General features: G+C 71.8%; 22 protein-coding genes and 1 pseudogene. 9 read left to right on the forward strand and 14 right to left on the reverse strand.

The window, feature by feature from the left end; all coding sequences use genetic code 11:
- Positions 1–70 precede the first annotated feature (70 nt).
- The 3 genes from Ari01nite_RS45645 to Ari01nite_RS45655 all read left to right on the forward strand — a co-directional run bounded on the left by Ari01nite_RS45645 (position 71) and on the right by Ari01nite_RS45655 (position 5449).
- Positions 71–1888, forward strand: a complete 1818-nt coding sequence (locus tag Ari01nite_RS45645; protein WP_203790551.1) for an ABC transporter ATP-binding protein — start codon at positions 71–73, stop codon at positions 1886–1888.
- Positions 1885–3705, forward strand: a complete 1821-nt coding sequence (locus tag Ari01nite_RS45650) for an ABC transporter ATP-binding protein (RefSeq protein WP_203790552.1) — start codon at positions 1885–1887, stop codon at positions 3703–3705. The genes Ari01nite_RS45645 and Ari01nite_RS45650 overlap by 4 nt, the downstream gene beginning before the upstream one ends.
- A 211-nt stretch (positions 3706–3916) precedes the next feature.
- On the forward strand, positions 3917–5449 hold the full coding sequence (locus tag Ari01nite_RS45655) for a S8 family serine peptidase (RefSeq protein ID WP_203790553.1): 1533 nt from the start codon (positions 3917–3919) through the stop codon (positions 5447–5449).
- A gap of 41 nt (positions 5450–5490) precedes the next feature.
- Here Ari01nite_RS45655 and bglX read toward each other — a convergent pair whose 3' ends face one another.
- Positions 5491–7692: a beta-glucosidase BglX gene (gene bglX, locus Ari01nite_RS45660; protein ID WP_203790554.1), complete on the reverse strand. Its 2202-nt coding sequence runs from the start codon at positions 7690–7692 to the stop codon at positions 5491–5493.
- 207 nt (positions 7693–7899) lie between these two features.
- Between bglX and Ari01nite_RS45665 the strand changes: the two genes are divergently transcribed.
- On the forward strand, positions 7900–9177 hold the full coding sequence (locus tag Ari01nite_RS45665) for an outer membrane protein assembly factor BamB family protein (protein ID WP_203790556.1): 1278 nt from the start codon (positions 7900–7902) through the stop codon (positions 9175–9177).
- Here Ari01nite_RS45665 and Ari01nite_RS45670 read toward each other — a convergent pair.
- The 3 genes from Ari01nite_RS45670 to Ari01nite_RS45680 all read right to left on the reverse strand — a co-directional run bounded on the left by Ari01nite_RS45670 (position 9168) and on the right by Ari01nite_RS45680 (position 11398).
- Positions 9168–9749, reverse strand: a complete 582-nt coding sequence (locus Ari01nite_RS45670; protein ID WP_203790558.1) for a carboxymuconolactone decarboxylase family protein — start codon at positions 9747–9749, stop codon at positions 9168–9170. The two genes, Ari01nite_RS45665 and Ari01nite_RS45670, sit on opposite strands and share 10 nt — an antisense overlap.
- On the reverse strand, positions 9749–10078 hold the full coding sequence (locus Ari01nite_RS45675) for a carboxymuconolactone decarboxylase family protein (protein WP_239163574.1): 330 nt from the start codon (positions 10076–10078) through the stop codon (positions 9749–9751). Before Ari01nite_RS45675 ends, Ari01nite_RS45670 begins: the two co-directional genes overlap by 1 nt.
- 69 nt (positions 10079–10147) lie before the next feature.
- On the reverse strand, positions 10148–11398 hold the full coding sequence (locus tag Ari01nite_RS45680) for an MFS transporter (RefSeq protein ID WP_203790560.1): 1251 nt from the start codon (positions 11396–11398) through the stop codon (positions 10148–10150).
- Between the two features lie 118 nt (positions 11399–11516).
- On the opposite strand from Ari01nite_RS45680, the gene Ari01nite_RS45685 reads away from it, so the two are divergent.
- Positions 11517–11696: a hypothetical protein gene (locus Ari01nite_RS45685; RefSeq protein WP_203790562.1), complete on the forward strand. Its 180-nt coding sequence runs from the start codon at positions 11517–11519 to the stop codon at positions 11694–11696.
- Positions 11697–11708: 12 nt separating this feature from the next.
- Positions 11709–12017 (forward strand): annotated as a pseudogene (locus tag Ari01nite_RS45690) (TlpA family protein disulfide reductase); the annotation flags it as partial.
- Here Ari01nite_RS45690 and Ari01nite_RS45695 read toward each other — a convergent pair.
- On the reverse strand, positions 12004–12783 hold the full coding sequence (locus Ari01nite_RS45695) for a maleylpyruvate isomerase family mycothiol-dependent enzyme (RefSeq protein ID WP_203790564.1): 780 nt from the start codon (positions 12781–12783) through the stop codon (positions 12004–12006). The pseudogene Ari01nite_RS45690 and the gene Ari01nite_RS45695 overlap by 14 nt on opposite strands.
- A gap of 65 nt (positions 12784–12848) precedes the next feature.
- Positions 12849–13670 carry a GNAT family N-acetyltransferase gene (locus Ari01nite_RS45700; protein ID WP_203790565.1) on the reverse strand — a complete coding sequence of 274 codons (822 nt, stop codon included), beginning with the start codon at positions 13668–13670 and terminating at the stop codon, positions 12849–12851.
- A gap of 78 nt (positions 13671–13748) precedes the next feature.
- Here Ari01nite_RS45700 and Ari01nite_RS45705 point away from each other — a divergent pair, with 78 nt between their 5' ends.
- Positions 13749–14078, forward strand: a complete 330-nt coding sequence (locus Ari01nite_RS45705; RefSeq protein WP_203790567.1) for an ArsR/SmtB family transcription factor — start codon at positions 13749–13751, stop codon at positions 14076–14078.
- On the forward strand, positions 14075–14551 hold the full coding sequence (locus Ari01nite_RS45710) for an SRPBCC family protein (protein WP_203790569.1): 477 nt from the start codon (positions 14075–14077) through the stop codon (positions 14549–14551). The genes Ari01nite_RS45705 and Ari01nite_RS45710 overlap by 4 nt, the downstream gene beginning before the upstream one ends.
- Here Ari01nite_RS45710 and Ari01nite_RS45715 read toward each other — a convergent pair.
- Positions 14517–15236, reverse strand: coding sequence for an SIMPL domain-containing protein (locus Ari01nite_RS45715; protein WP_203790571.1), 720 nt, complete (start codon positions 15234–15236; stop codon positions 14517–14519). The two genes, Ari01nite_RS45710 and Ari01nite_RS45715, sit on opposite strands and share 35 nt — an antisense overlap.
- A 318-nt stretch (positions 15237–15554) precedes the next feature.
- On the opposite strand from Ari01nite_RS45715, the gene Ari01nite_RS45720 reads away from it, so the two are divergent.
- Positions 15555–15965 carry a peptidase inhibitor family I36 protein gene (locus tag Ari01nite_RS45720; RefSeq protein WP_203790573.1) on the forward strand — a complete coding sequence of 137 codons (411 nt, stop codon included), beginning with the start codon at positions 15555–15557 and terminating at the stop codon, positions 15963–15965.
- Positions 15966–16136: 171 nt separating this feature from the next.
- On the opposite strand, the gene Ari01nite_RS45725 is transcribed toward Ari01nite_RS45720, so the two are convergent.
- The 7 genes from Ari01nite_RS45725 to Ari01nite_RS45755 all read right to left on the reverse strand — a co-directional run bounded on the left by Ari01nite_RS45725 (position 16137) and on the right by Ari01nite_RS45755 (position 22185).
- The gene (locus Ari01nite_RS45725; RefSeq protein ID WP_203790575.1) at positions 16137–17171 is read right to left on the reverse strand and encodes a CU044_5270 family protein; all 1035 of its coding nucleotides are present in this window, start codon (positions 17169–17171) and stop codon (positions 16137–16139) included.
- Positions 17168–17692, reverse strand: coding sequence for an RNA polymerase sigma factor (locus Ari01nite_RS45730; RefSeq protein ID WP_203790577.1), 525 nt, complete (start codon positions 17690–17692; stop codon positions 17168–17170). The genes Ari01nite_RS45725 and Ari01nite_RS45730 overlap by 4 nt, the downstream gene beginning before the upstream one ends.
- A 74-nt stretch (positions 17693–17766) precedes the next feature.
- Positions 17767–18459: an FKBP-type peptidyl-prolyl cis-trans isomerase gene (locus tag Ari01nite_RS45735; protein WP_203790579.1), complete on the reverse strand. Its 693-nt coding sequence runs from the start codon at positions 18457–18459 to the stop codon at positions 17767–17769.
- Positions 18460–18524: 65 nt separating this feature from the next.
- Complete coding sequence (locus tag Ari01nite_RS45740) at positions 18525–19475, reverse strand: sensor histidine kinase (RefSeq protein WP_203790580.1); 951 nt, start codon at positions 19473–19475, stop codon at positions 18525–18527.
- Positions 19472–20251 (reverse strand): MEDS domain-containing protein, encoded by a 780-nt coding sequence (locus Ari01nite_RS45745; RefSeq protein WP_203790596.1) that lies wholly within the window; start codon positions 20249–20251, stop codon positions 19472–19474. The genes Ari01nite_RS45740 and Ari01nite_RS45745 overlap by 4 nt, the downstream gene beginning before the upstream one ends.
- 7 nt (positions 20252–20258) lie before the next feature.
- Positions 20259–21170, reverse strand: a complete 912-nt coding sequence (locus tag Ari01nite_RS45750) for a DUF6910 family protein (protein WP_203790581.1) — start codon at positions 21168–21170, stop codon at positions 20259–20261.
- A 13-nt stretch (positions 21171–21183) separates the two neighbouring features.
- On the reverse strand, positions 21184–22185 hold the full coding sequence (locus Ari01nite_RS45755; protein ID WP_239163575.1) for a LacI family DNA-binding transcriptional regulator: 1002 nt from the start codon (positions 22183–22185) through the stop codon (positions 21184–21186).
- Positions 22186–22339 lie beyond the last annotated feature (154 nt).

Raw genomic sequence — 22339 nt, forward strand, 5'->3', positions numbered from 1 at the left:
TCGGTTTGACACCTCACCCGGCATCGACCAGGGTCGAAGCGCTTCGAATCTGGACCGCGGGGGAGGCCGGATGCCCGTTCTGCGTGACCGTCTGCTGTTGCTCCGGGGGCTCCGGGCGGCCGGCACCGGCCCGGTTGCCGCGTGGGTCGTGCTGCGCCTGGGACTGGCCGTCCTGCCGGCTGGGGTCGCGCTCACCATGGCGCTGCTCATCGACCGGGTCGAGCACGGGCAGACCTTTCTGGTCGCGCTCGTCGCGTTCGCCGGCACCGTGCTCGTGGGGCAGATCCTCGACGCCTTCTTCGTGCCGCTCACCGAGCTGGTCAAGGCGCGCATCGACGGCGCGCACCGCGCCGAGCTGGCCCGCCTGACCGCGGCCGGCCCCACCATCGGCGAGCTGGAGGATCCGGAGATCCAGGATCTGGTCCGCCTGGCCACCGCCGACCCGCACTTCTGGACCGAGAAGACCCCCGGTCAGGGCACCGAGGCCCAGGTCGGGTCGATGCTGCGGTGGGTCGGCGCGACCACCTCCGCCGCGATCGTGGCCGTCTACGCGTGGTGGCTGCTCCCGGTGCTGGTGGTGCCGGCCCTGGTCAACCGGGCGTTCGAGTGGCACCGGTCGCTGTGGTTCGCCCGCACCTGGACGGCCGGTGCCCGCGAAGCGCGCCGCTTCGGGGACTGGAAGGAACGGGTCATGTCCCCGGCCGAGGGCAAGGAACAGCGGGTCTACGGCTTCGGCGAGTTCGCGGTGCAGCGGCAGATCGCCTCGGTGCACGTCATGTTCGGGCCGCTGTGGGCCAACCGCGGCCTGGACCGGGGACTTGCCTGGCTCCGGGTTGCCGTCCTGGTCCTGGTGCCGCTCGGGGTGACCTACGCGGTCGTGGCCGACGGGGTGGTCGACGGCCGGATCGGGATCGCGCTGGAGACCGCGGTGTTCACGGCGGCCTTCGCGGTCTACGCCGCGGTCGGCCGCATCCAGGACGCGGTCGACATCGAGGGGGCGCTGCCGGCGGTCAAGGCCCTGGTGAAGCTCCGCACGGCGCTGCCCGTCCCGGCGGCCGTGGCACCGGCGGCCCGGGTGGCCGGTGAGGCGCCGCCGCTGGTGGAGCTGCGCGGCGTACGGTTCCACTACCCGGGCACCGACCGCCTGGTGCTCGACGATCTCCACCTGACCGTGCGGCCCGGCGAACTGCTCGCCCTGGTCGGTCTGAACGGGGCCGGCAAGTCGACGCTCATCAAGATCCTGGCCGGGCTCTACCAGCCGGACGCGGGCAGCATCACCGCCGACGGCGTCGACATCCGGAAGATCGGACCGGAGGCGTGGCGCCGGCAGATCTCCGTGGTGTTCCAGGACTTCGTGCGCTATCACCTGTCCGCCCGCGACAACATCCGGCTCGGCCAGGCCTCGGTCCCGCTCGACGAGGCCGCACTGCGGGCCGCGATCGACGAGGCCGGCCTCGGCCCGGTGCTCGACCGGCTGCCGGCCGGGCTGGACACCCCACTCGCCCGCACCCGCACCGGCGGCGTCGACCTCTCCGGCGGCCAGTGGCAGCAGGTGGTGCTCGCCCGGGCGCTCTACGCCGTGCACACCGGCTCCCGGATGCTGGTGCTCGACGAGCCGACCGCGCACCTGGACGTGCGCAGCGAGGCCGACGTCTTCGGCCGGCTGGCCGGCCGGGCCGGGGACACCAGCATCGTGCTCATCTCGCACCGCCTCTCGACGGTGCGGCACGCCGACCGGATCGTCCTGCTCGACGGCGGCCGGATCACCGAATCGGGCAGCCACGCCGAGCTGATGGCCGGCGGGGGCGAGTACGCCCGGATGTTCACCATCCAGGCCGAGCGTTTCCGCCGAGGCTTCGACGACCGCGTCGAGGAGGACGAACTGTGACGACGCGCTGGATGCGGTACGTGCGGCTGTGGTGGCTGCTGATCGTGCTCTGCTACAGGCACGAGCCGGCCCGGACGGTGACCGCCCTCGTGTTGCGGGTGGTGGGCGTCGGGACCATCCCGGCGATCGCGCTGCTGCTGCGCGAGGCGGTCGACAGTGGAGCCGCGGCGGCGGCCGGCACCGGCAGCGCGCGGGCGGCGATCCTGGCCGCGGTCGGCATGGCCGTCGCCTACACGGTGAACGCGGTGGTCGAGCGCGAGATCTGGTCGCTGGGCATCGACCTGACCGACCGGGTCGGGCTGCTCGAACTCGATCCGGAGATCATCCGGGCGGTCTGCGGCGTGGAGACCATGGATCACCTGGAACGCACCGATTTCCTGGACCGGGTGACCGCGCTGCAGGGCGCCTCCTGGCAGGTGATGTTCTCGGCGTGGGGCGCCCTCGACGGGTTGTTCAACATCGCCCGGCTGGTCGCGGTGCTGGCGCTCCTCGGGACGGTCAGCCCGTACCTACTCCTGCTTTTGATCTTTGCAGTGGTGCCGTTGTGGTTCGACGCCCGCGGCCGCCGGGCCATGGTGCGCGCCGACACCGAGTCGGCCGAGGACCTGCGGCTGTCCCGGCACCTCTTCGAGCTGGCCACCCGATCGCTGCCGGGCAAGGAGATCCGGGTCAGCGGTGCCGGCCCGGTCATCGGCGAGATGCAGGAGCAGGCCTTCCGGCGGGCGAAGGAGATGCTCTTCCGGGCGCAGCTGGAGGGGGCGATCTGGCGGACCGGCGGCTGGACGGTGTTCACCGCCGGGTTCGGTGCCGCGCTCTGGTTCGTGGTGCACCAGACGATGAACGGCACCGGCACCGTCGGCGACCTGGTGCTGGCCATCACGGTCGCGGCCAACCTGCGGATGGCGGTGCAGCAGGCGGTGGACAGCTCGACGGCGGCGGCCCTGGCCGGCCGCAAGTCCACTCACTACCTCTGGTTGCGCGAGTATGTCGACGAGCAGCGCAGCCGGCCGCGCGGCACCGGCCGGGCGCCGCTCGCCCTCACCGACGGCATCCGCCTCCGGGACGTCACGTTCGCCTACCCGGGCACCGGGCACAACGCGGTCGACGGCGTCAGCGTGCACATCCCGGCCGGGAGCGTGGTCGCGGTCGTCGGCGAGTACGGCTCCGGCAAGACGACCCTGGTCAAGATGCTGTGCAAGTTCCACCGGCCGACCGGCGGCGCGATCCTGGTCGACGGCACCGACCTGGGCGCCATCGAGGCCGAGTCGTGGTGGGCGGGGATGTCCGTGGTGTTCCAGGACTTCGGCCGCTATCGCACCACCTTCCGCGAGGTCGTCGGGCTCGGCGACCTGCCGGCCCGGGAGGACGACCAGCGGATCGCCGAGGCGCTCGCCGCCGCGGACGGCCAGGTGCTGCTCGACCGGCTGCCGGACGGGCTGGACACGATGATGGGCAAGGACCTCGGCGGGGTCGAGCTGTCCGAGGGGCAGTGGCAGAAGACCGCGCTGGCCCGGGCATGCATGCGCCGCGAGCCGCTGCTGTTCGTGCTCGACGAGCCGACCGCCTCGCTCGACGCGCCCAGCGAGCAGGCCATTTTCGAGCACTACATGAACCGGGCGCGGGACATCGCGAGCCGCACCGGGGCGATCACGCTGATCGTGTCGCACCGGTTCTCCACGGTGTCCGGGGCCGACCTCATCCTGGTGATGGAATCGGGCCGGCTGGTGCAGCACGGCACTCACGAGCATTTGCTCGCCGCGGGCGGCTCCTATGCTGAGCTGCACACGCTGACCAGCGACGCCTACACGCGAAGGTAAGACCTCCTGTCGGCCGCCGGTGCCGATTCCTGAGCTGACTTCCGTGCAGAACCCGATGTCCGGGCGCGGGGCCGTGGCGATCAACAGGCCGGACCGGAGCGCGGAACCGGCACTTATCCGGTTCAGGTACTGAATTTCGGTCTCTAGCTGATCATTCTGGGTGGTGAGCCGGGAGATCCCCGTCCCGGAACGACCAAAGGAGCAACGGCCAGTGTCAGCAAAGAGTCGTACTCGTACGGCTGTCCTCACCCTCCTCGGCGGGCTACTTCCGGTGGCGCTCACCGGCGGCGCCGCGGCACCCGCCACGGTGCAGGCCGGCCTCGGGTCCGGTGGCGGCTGGTCCGGCATCTGGCTCAGTGGGGCCACCGCGACCGACACCACCAGCGTCGTGACCACCCTGAAGCAGGTGCGGACCAGCATCGGCGCGGACAGCGGCGCCGCCGCCAGCCTGACCGGCAAGGGCGTCGGCATCGCGCTGATCGACACCGGCGTCGCCCCAGTACCCGGCATCCCGGCCGCGAAGGTGGTGAACGGCCCGGACCTGTCGTTCGAGTCGCAGAGCGCCAGCCTGCGCTACCTCGACACCTACGGGCACGGCACGCACATGGCCGGCATCATCATCGGCAACGACACCGCGACCGGCACCAGGGGCATCGCGCCGGACGCCAAGCTCACCTCGATCAAGGTCGGCACGGCCAACGGCGCGGTCGACGTGACGCAGATGATCGCGGCCATCGACTGGGTGGTGAAGAACCGCAACTACGACCCGGCAAATCCGATCAAAATCATCAGTCTGTCGTACGGCACCGGCGGTAACCCGGCCGTCTGGGACGACCCGATGACCCTCGCCGTGCAGCAGGCGTACAAGGCCGGCATCACGGTCGTCGCCGCCGCGGGCAACCAGGGCAACGGCTACGGCAAGCTCACCCATCCGGCGCAGTCGACGTCGGTCCTCGCGGTCGGTGCGGCCAACACCTACGGCACCACCGGCACGGCGGACGACGACCTGGCCGCGTACACCAATCTCTCCACCAACGGCCGCCCGCTCGACGTGCTGGCCCCGGGCACCTCGATCCCGTCGCTGCGGGTACCCGGCTCCAACATCGACAACGCCTTCCCGAAGGCGCGGACCGGCGAGACCCTGTTCCGGGGCAGCGGCACCTCGCAGGCCGCCGCGGTGACCGCCGCCGCCGCGGCCCTCGTCCTCCAGGCCCGTCCCACCCTCACCCCGATCCAGCTCAAGTACCTGCTGGTCAACGGCACCTACCTGAGCAAGGGCAAGGCGGCCACCCTCGGCGTCAAGGAACTGAACGTGAACATGGCCCTGGCCGGCACCGCGTTCACCGGCGGCGGCGCGATCGGCGAGTCGTACGGCACCGGCATGCTGGACACCACCCGGGGCAGCAGCCGCGTCGTTGCCAACGGCGTGCAGCTCAGCGGGCAGAAAACCATCTTCGGCCCGTTCGACACGGCCTCCTGGTCGGCCAAGACCAAGGCACAGACCTCGTGGTCGGGCGGCGTGTGGATGGGCAACCGGATGGCCGGCGACGGCTGGACCGGCACCTCGTTCGCGTCGAAGACCTGGGGTGCGGCCACCTGGGCCGGCGGCTCGTGGGGCGGCACCGCGAACTGGACCGACCCGGCCTGGACCGGCCGCACCTGGAACGGCCGCTTCTGGGCGGCCGGCACCTGGACCGCCCGGTTCTGGGCCAGCGACGACTGGTCCGCGGCCTACTGGGGCTGACCGAGAGGGGTGGGGCGCGCTGCGGCGCGCCCCACCCGTCGCTACGGCTGTCGTCCGGCGGTGGTGAAGGTGGTGGTCAGGGCCGCCGTCGAGTCGCCGCCGACGTAGACGTCGAAGGTGGTCTCGTCGAGGACCCAGTCGCGCTCGGTGGCGCTCCAGTAGCGCCGCTCGTCCGGGCCGACCGTGAAGGTCACCCGGCGGGTCTCGCCACCGGGCACGATCAACTTCTCAAAACCCTTCAACTCGCGTACGGGCCGGGCCGCGCGGCCGTGGCGCTGGTGCAGGTAGAGCTGCACCACCTCGGCCGCCTCCCGCCGCGCGGTGTTGGTGACGTCGACGGACACGGTGACGGTCTCGCCGGGGGCCACCGCCGGCCGGTCGACGGTCAGGTTGGCGTAGCTGAAACGGCCGTAGCTCAGGCCGAATCCGAACGGGAACAGCGGCGTGCTCTCCTCGTCCCAGTAGCGGCGCTCCTGGTTTTCCGGGTCGTGGGAGCGGGTGTGCGCGTAGCACATCGGGATCTGCCCCACGGTGCGCGGCCAGGTGAAGGGCAGCTTGCCGCCGGGGGAGACCCCGCCGAAGAGCAGGTCGGCCACGGCGTTGCCGCCCTGGGTGCCGGGATACCAGATGTCCAGGATCGCCGGCACGTTCGCGGCCGCCCAGCGCAGGTCCAGCGGCCGGCCGTTCAGCACCAGCAGCACGGTCGGCGTGCCGGTCGCGACGACGGCCTGGAGCAGCTGGAGCTGCCGCCCGGGCAGCTCCAGCGACGACCGCGACGCCGCCTCGCCGATCATGTTCTCGGCCTCGCCGACCACCACGACCGCGACGTCGGCGGCCGCGGCGGTGGCGACCGCCCGCGCGAACTCGGCCGGCTCGTCGAAGCCCTCCGGGTCGATCTCGACGTTCTTCTCGTCCGGGTCGAAGATGTGCGGGAAATGCCGGCGGGCGACGGGAATGCCCCGCGCGAAGTCGACGCGCACGGTCTCGCCCACGGCGTTGCGGATGCCGTCGAGCACGGTGACGGTCTCGTCCAGGTCGATGTCGAACACCCACGGCCCGAGCGTGTCCCGGGCCGAGACGGCGAGCGGGCCGAGCACGGCGATCGACTCCAGCCGGGCGGCGTCGAGCGGCAGCAGGTCGCCCTCGTTGCGCAGCAGCACGGCGGCCCGCTGCGCGGCCTCGCGGGAGGCCCGGCGGTGGTCCGGGTCGGCGAGCACCTGGCGGGCGCGTTCCTCGTCGACGTACGGGTTGTCGAACAGGCCCAGACGCTCTTTCGCCTCGAGCACGGCGCGGACCCGTTCGTCGATCAGCTCCATCGTCACCGTGCCGGCCTCGAGCGCCTCGGGCAGGTGTGCGTAGGCCGGATCCTTGAACGTCATCTCCAGGTTGACGCCGGCGGTCAGGGCGCGGGCCGCGGCATCGGCCGGGCCGGCCGCGAAGCCCTGCGTCACCAGGTTGCGGACGGCGTTCGCGTCGCTCACCACGAAACCGCCGAACCCCCAGGTCTCCCGCAGCACCTCGGTGAACAGCCACCGGCTCCCGGACGCCGGCACCCCGTTGAGGCTCATGTAGGCCGTCATCACGTTGCCGGCACCGGCCTCGACCGCGGCCCGGAACGGCGGGAAGTAGACGTTCCACAGGTCGTACTCGGACAGGCTCGCCTCGTCGTAGTCGCGGCCGCCGACCGAGGCGCCGTACCCGGCGAAGTGCTTCGGGCCGGCGATCACGCCGTCCGGGCGTACCTCTCCCGCATGTCCTTGGAATCCCCGGACCTGAGCGGCCGCGACGGCCGCGCCCAGAAACGGGTCTTCGCCCGCACCCTCGATGATGCGGCCCCAGCGCGGATCCCGGGCGATGTCCACCATCGGCGCGAACGTCCAGTGCGCGCCGGCCGCGCGCGCCTCCCGGGCGGCGACCGCCTGGCCGCGCTCGATCAGGTCGAGCTCCCAGGAGGCGGCCATGGCGATCGGCACCGGGAAGACCGTGCGGCGGCCGTGGATGACGTCGAGACCGAACAGCAGCGGGACGCCGAGGCGGTGGCCCTCGATGGCCAGGCGCTGCAGCCGGTTGATCTCGGCGGGATCGGTGATGAACAGCAGCGAACCGGCACCGCCGCGGGCCAGCGCCGCCTCCACCTGGCGCGGCTGCTCGGGCTGGTCTGCGAAGTAGAAGTACTGCGTCAGCTGGCCGGCCTTCTCCTCGGGCGTCATCTTGCTGAGGAGCTCGTCGATTCGCGTCGTCATTTACGCCTTCCTTGCTGGGCTGCACGAACGGTCAGCGGCTGGTGAGCGGCGGATCGATCCCGATGATGATCGGCAGGCCGTCGAAGGTGACGATAGCGGGAACCGGTTCTGGTGCGGCGGCCGCCGCGGTCATCCCGCTGCGCAGGCCGCCGAGCTATGGTGCCTGTCAGCGGCAGGACAACTACCCGTGACGGCGGTCGGCTGACGATGACCCTGATCGACCTTGGTAACGCTGTCGACGCGGGTGCCGAGCCGGCGGCCGCACCGGTCAACCTGCCCCGGCTGTGCCGGATGGCGCTGGCCGTGCTCACCGTGGCCGGTCTGCTGGCGCTGGCCGCGTCCGCACCGTCGCCGCCGTCACTCGTACGCCCGCTCTGGAAAGCGGTGTTCCAGCCGACCGACACCATGGCGCTGGACGGCCGGACGGTGTATCTGACCCGGGCCAGTCCGGCGGGGCCGCCCGTGGTCACCGCCTATGACCTGGGCACGGGCGAGCCTCGATGGAGCACACCGGTCGCCGCTGCGGATGCCGGCCGTGGCGTGCGCCCGGCCGGCGACGTGCTGCTGGTGCCCACGTCCGGCATTGAGGCGGTACGCGGAACGGTGGCGCTCGACGCGGCGACCGGCGGGCAGCTGTGGAGCTCGGCCGGTGACGCCACACCGTCGGTGGCACGCGGTGACGCGTTGCTCGCCGAGACGGACCGGTTCGGCGTGACCACCGGGCTGCGTCTGGTGCGGCTGCGCGACGGCCGGGAGGTCTGGCGACGCGCCGTGGCGGCGGCCGAGGAGTGGACCGCGATCGCCGAGGCCGGCCGGCCGGCCACGATCGTCACGGTGACCAGAACGGGCGCGGCGACCATCTACGGATATGCGGACGGCGCGGTGCGGCACCACGGCCGCCTCCCCTGGAGCGGGGTGTACTCGGCGACGCTGCTGCCCGCCGACCCGCACCTGGTGGTGGTGCGCACGGCCTCCGCGCAGACGGTGGCGACCGTCTACCGCACCGCCGACCTGCGCCCGCTGTGGCGCTCCGACGAACTGATCGGCTACGTCACCGGCTGCGGCGCGCTGATCTGCACGGCCGGGGTGCGGGGCGTGGTCGGCCGCGACGCCGGGACCGGCCGCGAGGTCTGGCGGCGCAACGACATGGCCTTCGTGCGCGACCTGGGCGGCGGGCGCCTGCTGCTCTCCGCCGCCGCCAACCTGACCGTGGCCACGACGGTGCTGGTCGACTCGGCCACCGGCCGGACGATCGGACATCCGTTCAGCGGCCAGCACGCGTTCCTGCCCGACGCGGCCGGCGCGCTGCTGCTGCTCCGCGGAACCAGGACGCCGCCGTACCGCATCGCGGTGAACCGTCTCGACCTGACCGACGGCCGGCAGGCGATGCTCGGCACCGTCGAGCGGGCCACCGCACGGGACTGCCGGGCAACGACCGGCTACCTGCTCTGCCCGCGCGGGGAAACGCTGACCGTCTACCGGTAGCCCCGTTTGAGCAGGTATTTGGCTCCCGCCTCAAAACCTTCCGGGCTGAGCACGTCGAACGCGAAGACGTCGGCGAGCCGGTCGGTGATGTTGAACGCGGCGCAGACCGCCAGCGCGTCCTCGACCTGCCGGACGGTGACACCGGCGGCCAGTACCGCACGCATGTCGTCGGCACTCAGGTCCCCGTGTCTGGTCAGCTTGCCGAGCATCCGTAGCGTCGCCCGCAGCGGCTCGGCGATGGGGGCCGATTCCAGGTCGGCAAGGACGGCCGCGACCGTCGGTGCGTCCGGCAATGCCTGCCGGGCGGTCGCACTGTGCGCGCCGATGCAGAACGCAGTGTCGTTCACCTGGGACACGTAGGCCGCCATCAGTTCCCGTTCGCCGACCGACCAGGCGGATGGTCCGCGCATGGCCTCGTGGGTGAAGTCCTTGGCCCGGTCGCCGTAGAAATCGGGCCGGTAGAAGACCAGTTTCGCGGCGTCCGGAACGGGATGCCCGGAGAACGCACGGATCACGCCGAACAGGAGTTTGGTCGCGGGCCGATAGCCGGTGTTGAGGATGTCGAGGCGCATTATCGAGCCTCCCCGTCGGCCGCGGCTGCCGTGGCCAGGGCCGCCAGTCCGGCCTCGTACAGCCGGGTGGAGTGGCCGACCGCGGCACAGATCACGAGTTCGAAGAGCTGGTCCTCGCTGAGGCCCGCTTTCTCGGCCGCGGTGAAGTCCGCGTCGGTGACCAGCGCCGGGCTCGTGGCGACTTTACTGACCAGCGTACTGAGCGGCGGGGACAGACCCTCGTTCCGGAATGCCTGTGCTCTTTGCTGGACGGATGCGCTGCCGTCGCCATGCAGAATCCGATCCACCAGAGCCTGGTGCAGCGCTCGCTTCCCGTCCTCGTCCGGCATGGTGCCCTCCATCTCCGCCGCAGTTCGGTTACCCGACCTGATCTACCAAACCACAGCGTGACCGCTCGTTCAGACGCGGACCTGGCGGGCGCTGACCACGACGAAGGGGATGACGACGACGGCCAGGGCGCCTCCGGCGATCGACAGCGCCGGGTAGCTGGTGGCGGTCATGACGACGCCGCTGGTGATGCCGCCGCCGGCTCCGGCGAGCGCGACCCAGAGGTCCACGGTGCCCTGGGTGCGGGCCCGGGTCCGCACCGGCGCGGCGTCGGTGATCATGGCGGTGCCGGAGATCAGGCCGAGGTTCCAGCCCAGACCGAGCAGCCCGAGCGCCACCGTCAACAGGACGACGGATTCCTCGGGTGAGGTGGCGGCGACGATGCCGGCGGCGAGCAGCGTGACGCCGGCCGCCGCCGCGACCGGGACGCGGCCGACCCGGTCGACCAGGATGCCGGTGATCGGCGACGGCAGGTACATGGCGGCGATGTGCACGGCGATGACCAGGCCCGTCGCGGCCAGGTCGTGCCCGTGGGCCATCATGTGCACCGGCGTCATGGTCATCACCGCGACCATCACCAGCTGGGTCAGGACCATCGTCGCGGCACCGGCGAGGACGCCGGCCCGATCGGTCCGGGTCGGCGCCGCGGGCGTGCCCTGCTCGTCGGCCGGCACCTGTTCCGGCAGGGCCCGGGAGGCGAGCAGCGGGTCGGGGCGCAGCAGCAGGAACAGGATGGTGCCGGCGGTCGCGTAGGCGACGGCGGCGAGGGCGAACGGGCCGGCCAGCGCCGGAATATGCCAGTGCATGGCGGCGCGGCCGGTGACCGCCACGAGGTTGGGACCGATGACCGCGCCGACCGTGGTGGCGACCAGCACCGAGCTGACCGCGCGACCCCGCCGGCCGGGTTCGACCAGGTCGGCGCCGGCATAGCGGGCCTGCAGGTTGGTCGCGGTGCCGGCGCCGTACACGAGCAGGAAAAACATGAGCAGTACGACGCTGTCGAGAGCCGCGGCCGCCACCACCCCGGCGCCACCGACCGCCCCGGCGGCATACCCGGCCGTCAGCCCGGCGCGGCGGCCCCGGCGCTGCGACAGCCGCCCCACCGCCAGCGCGGCGCCGGCGGACCCGGCCGTGAACAGGGCCGACGGCAGGCCGGACAGCGCGCTGGTGCCGAGCATCTCCGCGGCCAGCAGTGCGCCCACCGTGACGCCGGCGGACAGTCCGGCCCCGCTGAACACCTGCGACGCCATGACGACGCCGATGGTGCGCCGGTGCAGCGCTCGACGGGCCTCGGGCGAATCGACGTGTCCGGTCAGGCTCATGAGCAGAGGCGTCCCTTCCGCATGCCGGCCGGTGGGTCGACCTGCTGCCGGTCCCGGCCTACTCTGTCACCTGCCAAGACACCCGGGACACCGGCCGTCAGCAAGACCGAGGAGCGACATGCGGGTACGCCGGAGGGATCTGTTCACCCTGGCAGCCTGCTCCGTGACGGCCCTGGCGGGGTGCGGCGGCGAGGCCGCCACCACCGACGGTGCGAGTGTTTACGACTTCACCGTGGCGACCCTGGAGGGCGCCACCTTCGAGGGCCGCAGTCTGGCGGGCCGGCCGGCCGTCCTGTAGTTCTGGGCGCCGTGGTGCCCCACCTGCCTCGGGCAGGCCAAGCACGTCAACGCGCTCGCCGCGGACTACGCGGGCAAGGCCACCGTGGTCGGGGTGGCCGGGCTCGACAGCGTACCGGCGATGCACGACTTCGTCCGGATGGGCAAGCTGTCCGGCTTCCCCCAACTCGCCGACGAGCAGGGCACGGTGTGGAAGCTGTTCGGCATGACGGCGCAGAGCACGTTTGTGGTGCTCGACGCGGACGGCACCGTCACGGCACGGGGCCACCTCGACGTCGCCGAGCTGCCGAGGACCCTCGACGAGCAGCTCAGTCGCCCGTGACCCAGTCCATGTGCTCGATCCAGCGGTCGATCAGCGTCCGGTCGCCGTGCAGTTCCAGGGTGGGCGTCGCGCTCAGCGGCCGGCGCCGGCTGAGCACCAGCAGGAGGTCGGCGGCCGGGCCGCGTACCGTGATGTCTGCTTTGGTGTGTGTTCTTTCCAGGACGACCCGGTCCGGTTCCCGGCGGGCCAGCCACTCGCCGGACGCGTCGGTGGCGTGGAAGTGCAGGGTCTGGCCGCTGCCGCGCATCGCATCGGCGAAGTCCGGCCGGTTTTCCCAGTAGCCGCGGGAGGTCAGCGTGTCCAGCCAGTCCTCGATGGCGGCGACGGCGAGCTCGGGCGCCAGTTCGTAGGGCAGACCGAGCGCCGCGGCCGCGTCCGCGCGATGCACGCAGGCCTCGCCGAACAGCCGGCGTGACCAGAACGGCACGCCCGCGGCCGCGCCGGACGGATCCCACACCGGTGTGTCGTCGGTGACCGAGGCGAACGCCTGCTCCGCCTCGGCCGCGGTGCCGGTCAGCCAGTCGCGCCACTGGGCCGGATCGCCCGGCGCCGGGACGTACCTGGCGTAAGCGCTGTCGGGCTCGGTCATCCGCTCGCCGACGAGCATGGCCACCATGCGCTGGGTCGCGCCGACGTGGTCGACAAGATCGGCCAGCGTCCACTTGGGGCAGGTCGGCACCGGGGCCGTCGCATCCCGGCCGTGCACCCAACCGGCCAACGTGTTCGTCTGTTCGACGACAGCGTTCAAGTACGCGGACGTTTCCATCGTTGCGCCTCCCCATGCTCCCCGACGTCGATACAGACCCTAGGAGCCGGTCCGCCGCGTCCGCATCAGTTGAATGACTGGCGGTCGGTTGCCAGCATGACCCGGTCGAGGACGGGCAAGAACCCCAGTTTCCGGTACGCCGCGCCGGCGTGGGCGTCGTCGGCGCCGGCGAAGACGAGTACGTCGCGGGCCGTCTCGGTGGCTGCCGCGCAGGCGGCCTCGAAGGCGGCCTCGCCGTGTCGCTCGTCGTGCGGGGCGTGGACCGCGCCGAGCCGGACCATGCCGGCGACGAGCCGGCTGCGGCCGGCCATCGCCACCGGTGTCCCGTCGACCTCCCACAGCGTGATGCCGCCGTAGCCGATCGGGTCGTCCACCACGTAGGCCAGGTCGCTGGGATCGTCCGGGTACGCGGCCATGAGTTGCCGGTACCAGGAGACGAGCAGGTCACGGTCGGCCGGCGTGGCTGTCCTGGGCCGTCCCGGCGGGGCGTCGGCGAGCCGGAGACCGGCCAGCCGGTAGAGCGTGATGCGGGAGCGCTCGGTCAGCGTGGCCCCGGTGCGGCTGCGCCAGGCGGTCACGGCGGCGCCGGCCGAACGGCCGTCGACGCCGACGCTGGTCAGCCCGGGCAGGACGTGGGGGAGCGACTCGAGTGCTTCGCCGGGCATCGTCGACAGGATCGGCGGGTGTCGCGGCGCCTGCAGGAACGCGCCGGCGACGACGCCGTCGTGGTCCCACCAGCCGTAGAGCTGATCGGTCGCCGTGCTGGGCCGGGCCGTGAGATAGGCCGCCTCGGTCAGCAGGACGGTGTGGTCGACCGGTCGGTCGCGGAGGAAGTCGCCGGCCGCGGTGAGCAGATCGCGGACGTCCGGTGAGGTGGACCAGGGCACAGCCGATCCTGATCCGTGGCGCGTTCGCGCGCAACCACCGCTTGACGTTTTCCCATATCGGAAAATATCGTGTCGGCCATGGCACGAGCAGCGACGACGTCGGACGCGTTCAACGCGATAGCCGAGCCGCAGCGCCGGGACATCCTGGCGCTGCTGCGCGGCGGTGAGTGGCCGGTGACCGACCTGGCCCAGGAACTGGGCCTGAGTCTGCCGGGGACGTCCAAGCACCTGCGGGTGCTCCGGGAGGTCGGGCTGGCGCGGGTGCGCGGGGCGGGCCAGCAGCGCCTCTACGGCCTGGACGCCCGCGGGCTGCGGCCGGTCCACGAGTGGGCCGGCGGGTTCGAGCAGTTCTGGAACGAGAGCTTCGACCGTCTGGACGTCTACGTACGGGAACTGAGGAACCGATGAGCGCGACAGCCGACCGCGAAATTGTCATCTCCCGGGTCATCGACGCGCCGCGGGAGCTGGTGTTCGAGGCGTTCACCGAGGTCCGGCACCTGGCGCAGTGGTGGGGTCCGACCGGGTTCAGCACCACCACGCGGTCGTTCGAGTTCCGCGTCGGCGGAGTGTGGGACTTCGTGATGCACGGGCCGGACGGCACCGACTACGCCGAGTGGATCACCTGGTCCGAGATCGTCCCGCCGGAGCGGATCGAACTGCTGCACGGCGAGTCCCGCGACGACCCGAACGCCTTCGCGTCGGTTCTGACCTTCGCTCCGGACGGTGCGGCGACCCGGCTCGTGATGCGCACGGTGTTCCCGACCCGGCAGTTGCGCGACGAGGCGGTCGAGAAGTTCCACGCGATCGAGGGCGGCCGGCAGACGCTCAGCAACCTGGCGGCCTACGTCACCGAGAACGTGCGAGGGCCCATTCAACGGTGATGGTGACCGCCAGCTGGTGCCGGCCCGGCTCGATCGGGAACCGGGCGTCCGCGGCCATGCTGTCCGGTCCGCTCGGTCCCGGGTGGCTGGGAGCCGCCTCGCTGATCGAGACGACCCGGCCGAGCGACCGGCCCGCCTCGCGGGCGTAGAGTTCGGCCTTCTCGCGGGCGTCGGCGAACGCCTTACGGCGGGCTTCCCGGAGCAGTGCGCCGTCGTCCTCGATCGCGAACGACACGCCGTTGAGCCGGGCCGCGTCGCCACCCGCGGCCACGGTGGCGGACAGGATCGCGCCGGCCCGCGGCAGGTTCCGGATCTTCGCCGTGAGCCCCTGGTTCACGGTGTAGCCGGTGATCTCGCGTTCGTCGTTCATGGTCGAGCCGACGCCGAGGTTCGACGTCTGCAGGTCGGCCTCGGCGATCCCGGCGTGCACCAGCGCGTCGCGCATCCGGGTGGCTGCCGCGCCGGCGCGATCGAGGGCCTCGGCGACCGTGGACGCCTCGGTCTCCACCGCGAAGTCGGCGGTGAGCAGATCCGGCTTACCGGACACCTGGCCCTTTCCGGTGACCAGAATGCTGTCCCGGGCGGCCGCGGCCGACGCCGGATCCGCCCCGAGCGGCCAGAGCAGCAGCATCACCAGCGTTGCCAGTACGAAGAGCGCGGGCGGGGCGAAACGTGTCCGAGTCATTTTTCACCTTCTGGCAGAATTTCCCCTAGTTAATACCGCTCCCTTTCTGGGCCGTGTCAAATCTGCGCCGATGTAGCCCGAGCCGGTGAACGAAATACCGGGCCGTATGGCCGAGCCTCGCCGGTAACGCACAGATATAGACTCTGGTCGATTTGGCTCCGCAGGTGAGGCCATGGGGAGGAACAGCCAATGCGTTGGGCTTTGGCCGCAGGTGTAATCGCGATAAGTGTCGGGACAGTTCTCTCTTCGTCAACGGCGGCGCAGGCTGCCCAGTCGGCCGAGTTCGAGGACGGCGTAACAGCCGTCTACGACGGCCGGGTGATCAATTTGAGGGATGGATGGTCGGGAGCGCAGAGCTGCATCTCCTTCTCGGCCAATGATGTGCGCTGCTTCACCACGCCGGAAGAGGCCGACGTGGCACTCGGCAACACCGCCCTGGCCGACGGTCGGTCGGTCGCGGCCGTACCGGCGTGCGCCAGCGGCTGGGTCTGCCTCTGGGAGGCGATCAACGGCGGGGGCCGGCGGCTGATCTTCCAGGATGACGAGTGGCAGGACCTGGGTGCGTACGGGTTCGCCAACGTGATGTCGTCCTGGCGTAACAACCAGTCCAGCGGCGACCTCGCGTACGTCGCCGACGACTCGGTCGGGACGTTGTCGCTGGCTGCCGGGGGCTACACGGCCAACGTGGGCACGGTCTGGAATGACATCGCCGACTCCGTACAGGGCTAGCTAGCTGTCCGGTCCGGCTGTGATTAGTCGAGAGGTGCGGCACCGGGTGGGCTTCTCACCCGATGCCGCACCTCTCGTACGGCCGGCTCACCCTTGCCCATTGGGCTCACCGACCGTGAATCGCGTCAGCAGCCGGGAAGGAGGTCGGCGGCTGATGCGCTGGCTATGGAGTTATCTCGGGGTCGAGCCGTATTCCGCGGTGACGTACGTGTCGTAGCTGATGACGGCGGGCACCCGGACGCCGAGCTTGCCGGCGGTGGTCGTGAGGGTCGATTCGTAGCCGAGCAGAGCGCCCGTCGCGGGGTCGACGATTACGGTGTGCCTGGTCGGCAGGCCGGTGTGCCCGGAAACCACGGAGAACGCCTGGCCGGAGCGACCGGCGCGGTCGGTGACAGCGCCGTCGTACGTCAGGCCGGGCAATGCCGCGAGCGTGCGCAGGGCGGCCGCTCGCAGCGCCGGGGTCAGCACCCGCTCACGGGCGAGGTCGTTGACCGCGACCAAGGTCTCGGCCGGTCCGTTCGTGCTGGGATGGCCGATCGCCAGAAATCGCTTCATGTCGGACGGCCTCGGCAGCGGCCCCTTCCACATCGCCGGGAACTTCCCGGCGGCGAAGATCTCGGTGTTCGGAGAGGCTTCGCCGCCGGGAGACCCCTGCAAGCGCCACGACAACCGGGTTGAGCCGGCGGGAAATTCCGGCTCGCCGTAGCGCACGTCGACCCTGCCCGCGTCTGTGGGGGACCTCCACGACTCGGTGCGTACGGGTACGACTGCAGTGCGAACCTGCTCACCGTCGATCTGCGTGAACAGGTTCCAGGACTGAACGATCAGGTGCTCATCGGGGCCGGTGCGGGCGGGGCCGGGGGCTCCCGCCGCACGAGCGGCGATGCCGGTGAGCAGGGCGGCAGCGTCGCCGCCACCGTTGGCGTAGGAGAGGAGAGCGGGCGTTGCCGCGTACGCGGGCTGGACGAAGCCCACCACCTGGGTGCCGGCGACGACAACCAGCACCAGCACCGCGGCGGCGACCCCGGCCGTCAGCATCATCGGCCGGCGGCGGACCGCGGGTCGCGCCGGTACGGGCGCCGGGAAGGTGGTGGCGAGGATCCGCTGCAGGTCCGCGCGCCGTTCCTCCGGGCCGACCAGCGGCTCGGAGACCGGGTCCAGCGGGCCGACAAGGCGGCGCACCTCGCTGGTCATGCGCAAATTCACGTCGGTTCTCCTCGTAGTGCCACCAATGGGTTCGGCGTCGTCCAGGTCATCTCCTGGCGTAACCGATGCCGTGCCCGATGAAGGCGCATTGCGAAAGCGGTGATGGAGCAGCCGGCGGCGCGCGCCGCTTCGCGAAGGTTGAGCCCTTCCCACGCGACCAGCCGCAGGGCTTCCTGGTCCGGCTCGGACAGCCGGTCCATGGCCGCGGCCACGCTGACCATGCCGACCACGTCCTCGGCGTGGTCGTCGATCGCCGTGGCCGCGTGTTCGGCGACCCGGGCCACCAGTTGGGTGCGACGACGGCTGCCGCGTACCTCGTTGGCGAGGGTGCGTTGCGCCGTCGCGTACAGCCACGGCAGCGGCTCGGCGGGAACCTCGTCGAACCGGCGCCACACGACAAGGAAGACTTCGGCGACCACGTCACGCACGACAGCATCGTCAGCGCGCCGGCGCACATAGCGCTCGACGGCGTCGTAATGCTCCTCGTAGATCCGGGTGAACCGGTCTTGAGCCGTGGCCATCAAACCTCCTCTCCCCGTATGTGTCCGGCACCGCCGTGGTGTTCACAGCCGAGGGAGAAAAGTTTGAAGATCTTTCAGGCGGCGGCCAAGACGTCGACGACGAAACGCAGCGTGCCGGCCGGTTGCCCGTCGGCCGGTTTGTCGCCGTAGGCCAGGCCGGCCGGGATGTCGAGCTGGACCCGGCTGCCCACCGTGACGCCGAGCAGTCCCTGGTCCCAGCCCTGGATGACGTTGCCGGCACCGACCTCGAAACTGAACGGCTGGGAGCGGCTCCAGGAGGAGTCGAACTCCTTGCCGTCGGCGTAGGTGACGCCGACGTAGTTCACGTTGACCGTCTGGCCCGACTGGACCGCCGCGCCGGTGCCCTTGATCTGGGTGGTGGTCTTGAGCTTGGTGACGGTGCCGGTGCCCTTGGTCACGACCGGTTTCTTGCTCAGGGCCGGGTCGGCGCCCTCGGGCACGGGCGGGAACGCCGCGGCCGGCTCGGCGGGGGCGGGGCTGGCGTCGGCTGTCGCCGCCGCGGTCGCGGCCGTGGGGTTCGGCGACGGCGACGTGCTGCCGATCCATGCGATCAGCCCGACCATGAGAGCGAGTACGGCGACCGCGGTGCCGCCGACGGCCAATGCCTGGCGGCGTTTCTGCATGGCGCGGGCACGGGCCTTGGCGACCTTGGCCTCGGCACGTTTCTCCGCCTTCGTCTTGAGAGGCGGTCCGGAGGCGGCACGTTTCGCGGTCGCGCTGCCGCGGCTGGCTACGGGATCGGGCACCGTCCGACCATACGGCACCCGGCCGCGGACCGGTGCCACCCGGAGCTAACGCAGCCGCTGCCGGGTCAGTCCGGGTTTCCGGCGGTCAGCCGCAGGGCGAAGCCGTCCGGGGAGAGCTCGGTGGTGACGTGGTTGCAGGACTGGTGGACGATCCACAGTCCGCGGCCGCCGGTGGCCCGGTCGGTGGCCGGGAGCAACCCGGCGAACGGGTCTTTCGGACCCGCCCCGCCATCGCGGACCGTGACGACGACGCGGTCGGTGCCGGTCCAGAGCCGCATCTCGACCGGGTCCCGGCCGTGCACCATCGCGTTGGTGATCACCTCGCTGACCGCGACCAGCAGGTCGTCCAGGTCGTCCGGGGTGACGACGCCGGTGGCGGCGGCACACACCGCGGCCCGGGCGGCGGCCGGTCCGGGCGCGGCCAGGACGACCGCCGGCGGCATCGCCTGCACCGGGTCGGCGGATCCGGGCCGTGACTCGCTCAGGTAGGAGACCGGATCGGTGTACGCCGTGCTCAGCGGATGGGAGCCGTCCGGGTGCGCGGTGCGCGGGTGGGTGCGGGCGACCTCGAGCAGCTTCTCCGGTGGGGTGGTGCGCCGGTCGTAGGCGCACATGCTCCACAGCGGGAAGTCGTCGTACGCGTGATTGATCGCTGATTCATAGCGCGACCACCAGTCCCAGGTCGTGCCGAACGCGGTGGGGGGCAGCTCGCCGACGATCCGGATCTGATGCGCCCCGGCCGCCACGTGATCGGCCAGCAACCGGCGGTACGAGCGGATCGCCCCGGACGGCCGGGCGTAGACGGCGCCGCCGGCCAGGAAGTCGACCGGGACGCGGGCCGGGAGGGCGGACCGGACCAGATCGGCGTTGCGGCCGCCCAGCGCCAGGGTGGGTTCGCCCGCGGCGCAGCCGCCGACCAGGAACGGGACCAGCACGGCCAGCAGCTCCTCGTCCGAGGAGTAGTAGACGGCCTCGTGGAAGTAGCCCTCGTGGCCGGCCGCCGCGCCGGTCCTCATCGCTGGGCCTCCACCCGCAGGCGGGAGAGATCCAGCAGACCGGCCAGGCGCGCGGTGGCCCGGCTGGCGTCGCGCAGCACCACGGTGATGGCGTGGTCCTCCGCGTACTGCTGCAGCCGGAGCAGCGAGCGGTGGTCGGCGAACCGCAGGCCGCCGGCCTGCAGCACCACGTCGTGGCCGGCCGGGGCGAGGTCGGCCCGGCGCAGGGCCGCGGTGAACAGGTCGTCGGTGGTCCAGTCGAGCTCGCCGGTGCGCGCGGCGCATCCGTCGGCGGGCGGGCATGCGTGCAGGTGGAACGGCACGGCCGGGTCGGACTCGGCATGCATGCACGCCACCTGGGCGATCGTGTCGTCGCCCAGCTCGGCGTGGTCGAACGCGCACATCGCCCGGAACGGGTGATCCCGGGAATAGCGGTCGATCCGGTATTCGTAGCGGGCGAAGGCGTCGAGCTTCGCCGGCGTCCGCACCAGCGGCGTCACGTCGGCCACCACCCGCAGGCCCGTCCAGCCGGCCGCGAGGGCCTGATCGGTGGTTGCCGCGTACGCCGCCACCTGGGCGAACGGATCGATGATCGCGCCTTCCGGGTAGGTGTCGCCCAGCGGCACGAACGGCAGCGGCGTGGCCGGTGCGGCGGTGGCGATGAACTGGGTCAGCTCACCGGCCGCCTGACCGGCGGCGAGAAAGGCGCGGGCTCGCGACTCCAGGTCGGCCCGGCTGTCGAAGGCCAGGCAGACGTGCCCGGATGGCGGAGATCGCTGCTCACCCGACGAGCATATGCCGGGGTCACCATGTCAGCCGTACGGCGAGCTGCCGCGACGCCACCGCCGGATCGTCGTCGTCGGACACCGCGAGGAGCCGGAGCCCGTCGGCGGTCGTCGCCCGCACGGCCAGGCCCTCCACCTTGTGGATCTCGCCGGCCGGGGCCGGTAGCGCGGCAACGGCCAGCACTTCCCGGTCGTCGAGCAGGGCCAGCGCCGCGCCCACCACCGGTCCGTCGTCGACGGCGTTGGGCGTGTCCTCGGCGGCGGCGCTGACCAGGACCCGGCCGTCCGCGAGCGCGACCGCGTCGGTGACCGCCAGCGCCACGCCGCCGACCGCGCCCAGGTCGTAGAACCGTGGGTGGCCGACGGTCACCCGGGCGGCGGGGTCCGCACCGGTGACCAGGGTCAGCAACGCCGCCAGGTCGACGTCGACCGAGGCGGTCGGCGTGCCCGCGGCGAGATTGCCCCGCTGGAACCAGCGCAGCCGGTCACCGATCGCGCAGGCGCCCTCCAGGTTGAGCTGTTCCCGGCGCAGGCCGAGAGCGGCCGCCACGTCGCGGTACACCGGTTCGAGGCCGGCTACCGCGAAGGTAGCGGCGGGCAGGGTCACCAGCGACGCGCGCATCCGGCCGCTGGTCGAACCCGAACCGAGCAGCAGCACACCCCCGGTGCCCGGCAGCGAGACCGGGCACGCCGCCTCGAAGTCCGGCTTCAGGTGCTTCGTGCCCGCGGCGGCGCTGAACTCCTCGAGGCCGTCGACCGGGTCCACCACGCGTACCGGCCTGATGGAACCCGGCCGGCACCAGGCCGCATGGGTGGCGTCGTCCTGCACCACCAGCCAGCCGTCGCCGAAGGCGGCGATCGCCGAGGCCGCGCGCACCGGCGTCCCGTCGTCGAAGACCAGCGACGACACGCTCTCCACGGTCAGCCTCACGGCCCTCATCCTGTCAGCCGGGCGTCCCCGGCGCAGCGGTGGTCCGGCGGGTGACCAGGGTGGGGGAGAGCCGCACCTGCGCGGTCGGGCGGGACCGGTCCTCGATGCGGCCCAGCAGCAGCCGCGTCGCGTCGGCGCCCATCTGGTGGCCGGCCTGGTCGACCGTGGTCAGCGAGATCGGCCCGAACGAGGCGAACGCGGTGTCGTCGTAGCCGGCCAGTGAGATGTCCCCGGGTGCCGACAGGCCGGCCTCGGTGAGAGCGTCGAACACGCCCATCGCGACGATGTCCGCGCCGGCGAAGATGGCGGTCGGGCGCTGCTCGCGGCTCAGCAACTGCCGGGCGCCGGTGTAGCCGCCCTCGCGGGTGTAGGTGGTGGCGGCGACGTCGATGTGGTCGGCGAGGCCGTGCACCTGCATCGCGTGGCGGTAGCCGTCGGCCCGCCGGGCGTTGGGCATCTCGCGCAGGCGTTCCGGGTCGGTCTCCCGGTGCTCGATGTGGGCGATGTGCCGGTGGCCGAGGCCGACCAGGTGGTCGACGACGAGGCCGGCCCCGGTGAAGTCGTCGTCGGCCACGGTGTCGTAGTCGGGGGAGTGCCCGTGGCGGCCCACCACGACCGTCGGCACGGTGCGGGCCACGTTCTGCAGGTGCCGGCGCGAGGAGACCGGCGCGATGAGGATGAGGCCGTCCATGTTGCGGTCGATCATGGCCTCGGTCAGCCGGGCCTCGCCGGCCTGGCTGTTGCAGGACGAGGCCATCAGCACCTGGTAGTCGGTGCCGCCCAGGGGCTCGCCGATGCCGGCGAGAATGTCGGCGAAGAACGGGTTGCCCAGGTCGGGCAGTAGGACGCCGATCGTGTACGTCCGTCCGCGCAGCCCGCGAGCGGCGGCCGACGGCCGGTAGCCCAGTTCCTCGATGGCCGCGCGCACCTTCGTCTGCATGGCGGGGCTGGCGCCGTAGGCGTTCCGCAGCACCTTGGACACCGCCGTCGTGGAAACGCCTGCGTGGCGCGCCACGTCGACGATCGTGATTCGCCGAGCGACCAATCCTGCTCCTCGTTTGGAAAACGTTACACAGCATAAACCTTGACGTTGGCGGTGACGCGCTCGTAAGGTCGGCGAAACATTTAGAAAACGTTACCCACGTTACGCCGAGGACCGCCGAATCCCA

It is taken from the genome of Paractinoplanes rishiriensis (assembly GCF_016862375.1).
GTDB lineage: Bacteria > Actinomycetota > Actinomycetes > Mycobacteriales > Micromonosporaceae > Actinoplanes > Actinoplanes rishiriensis.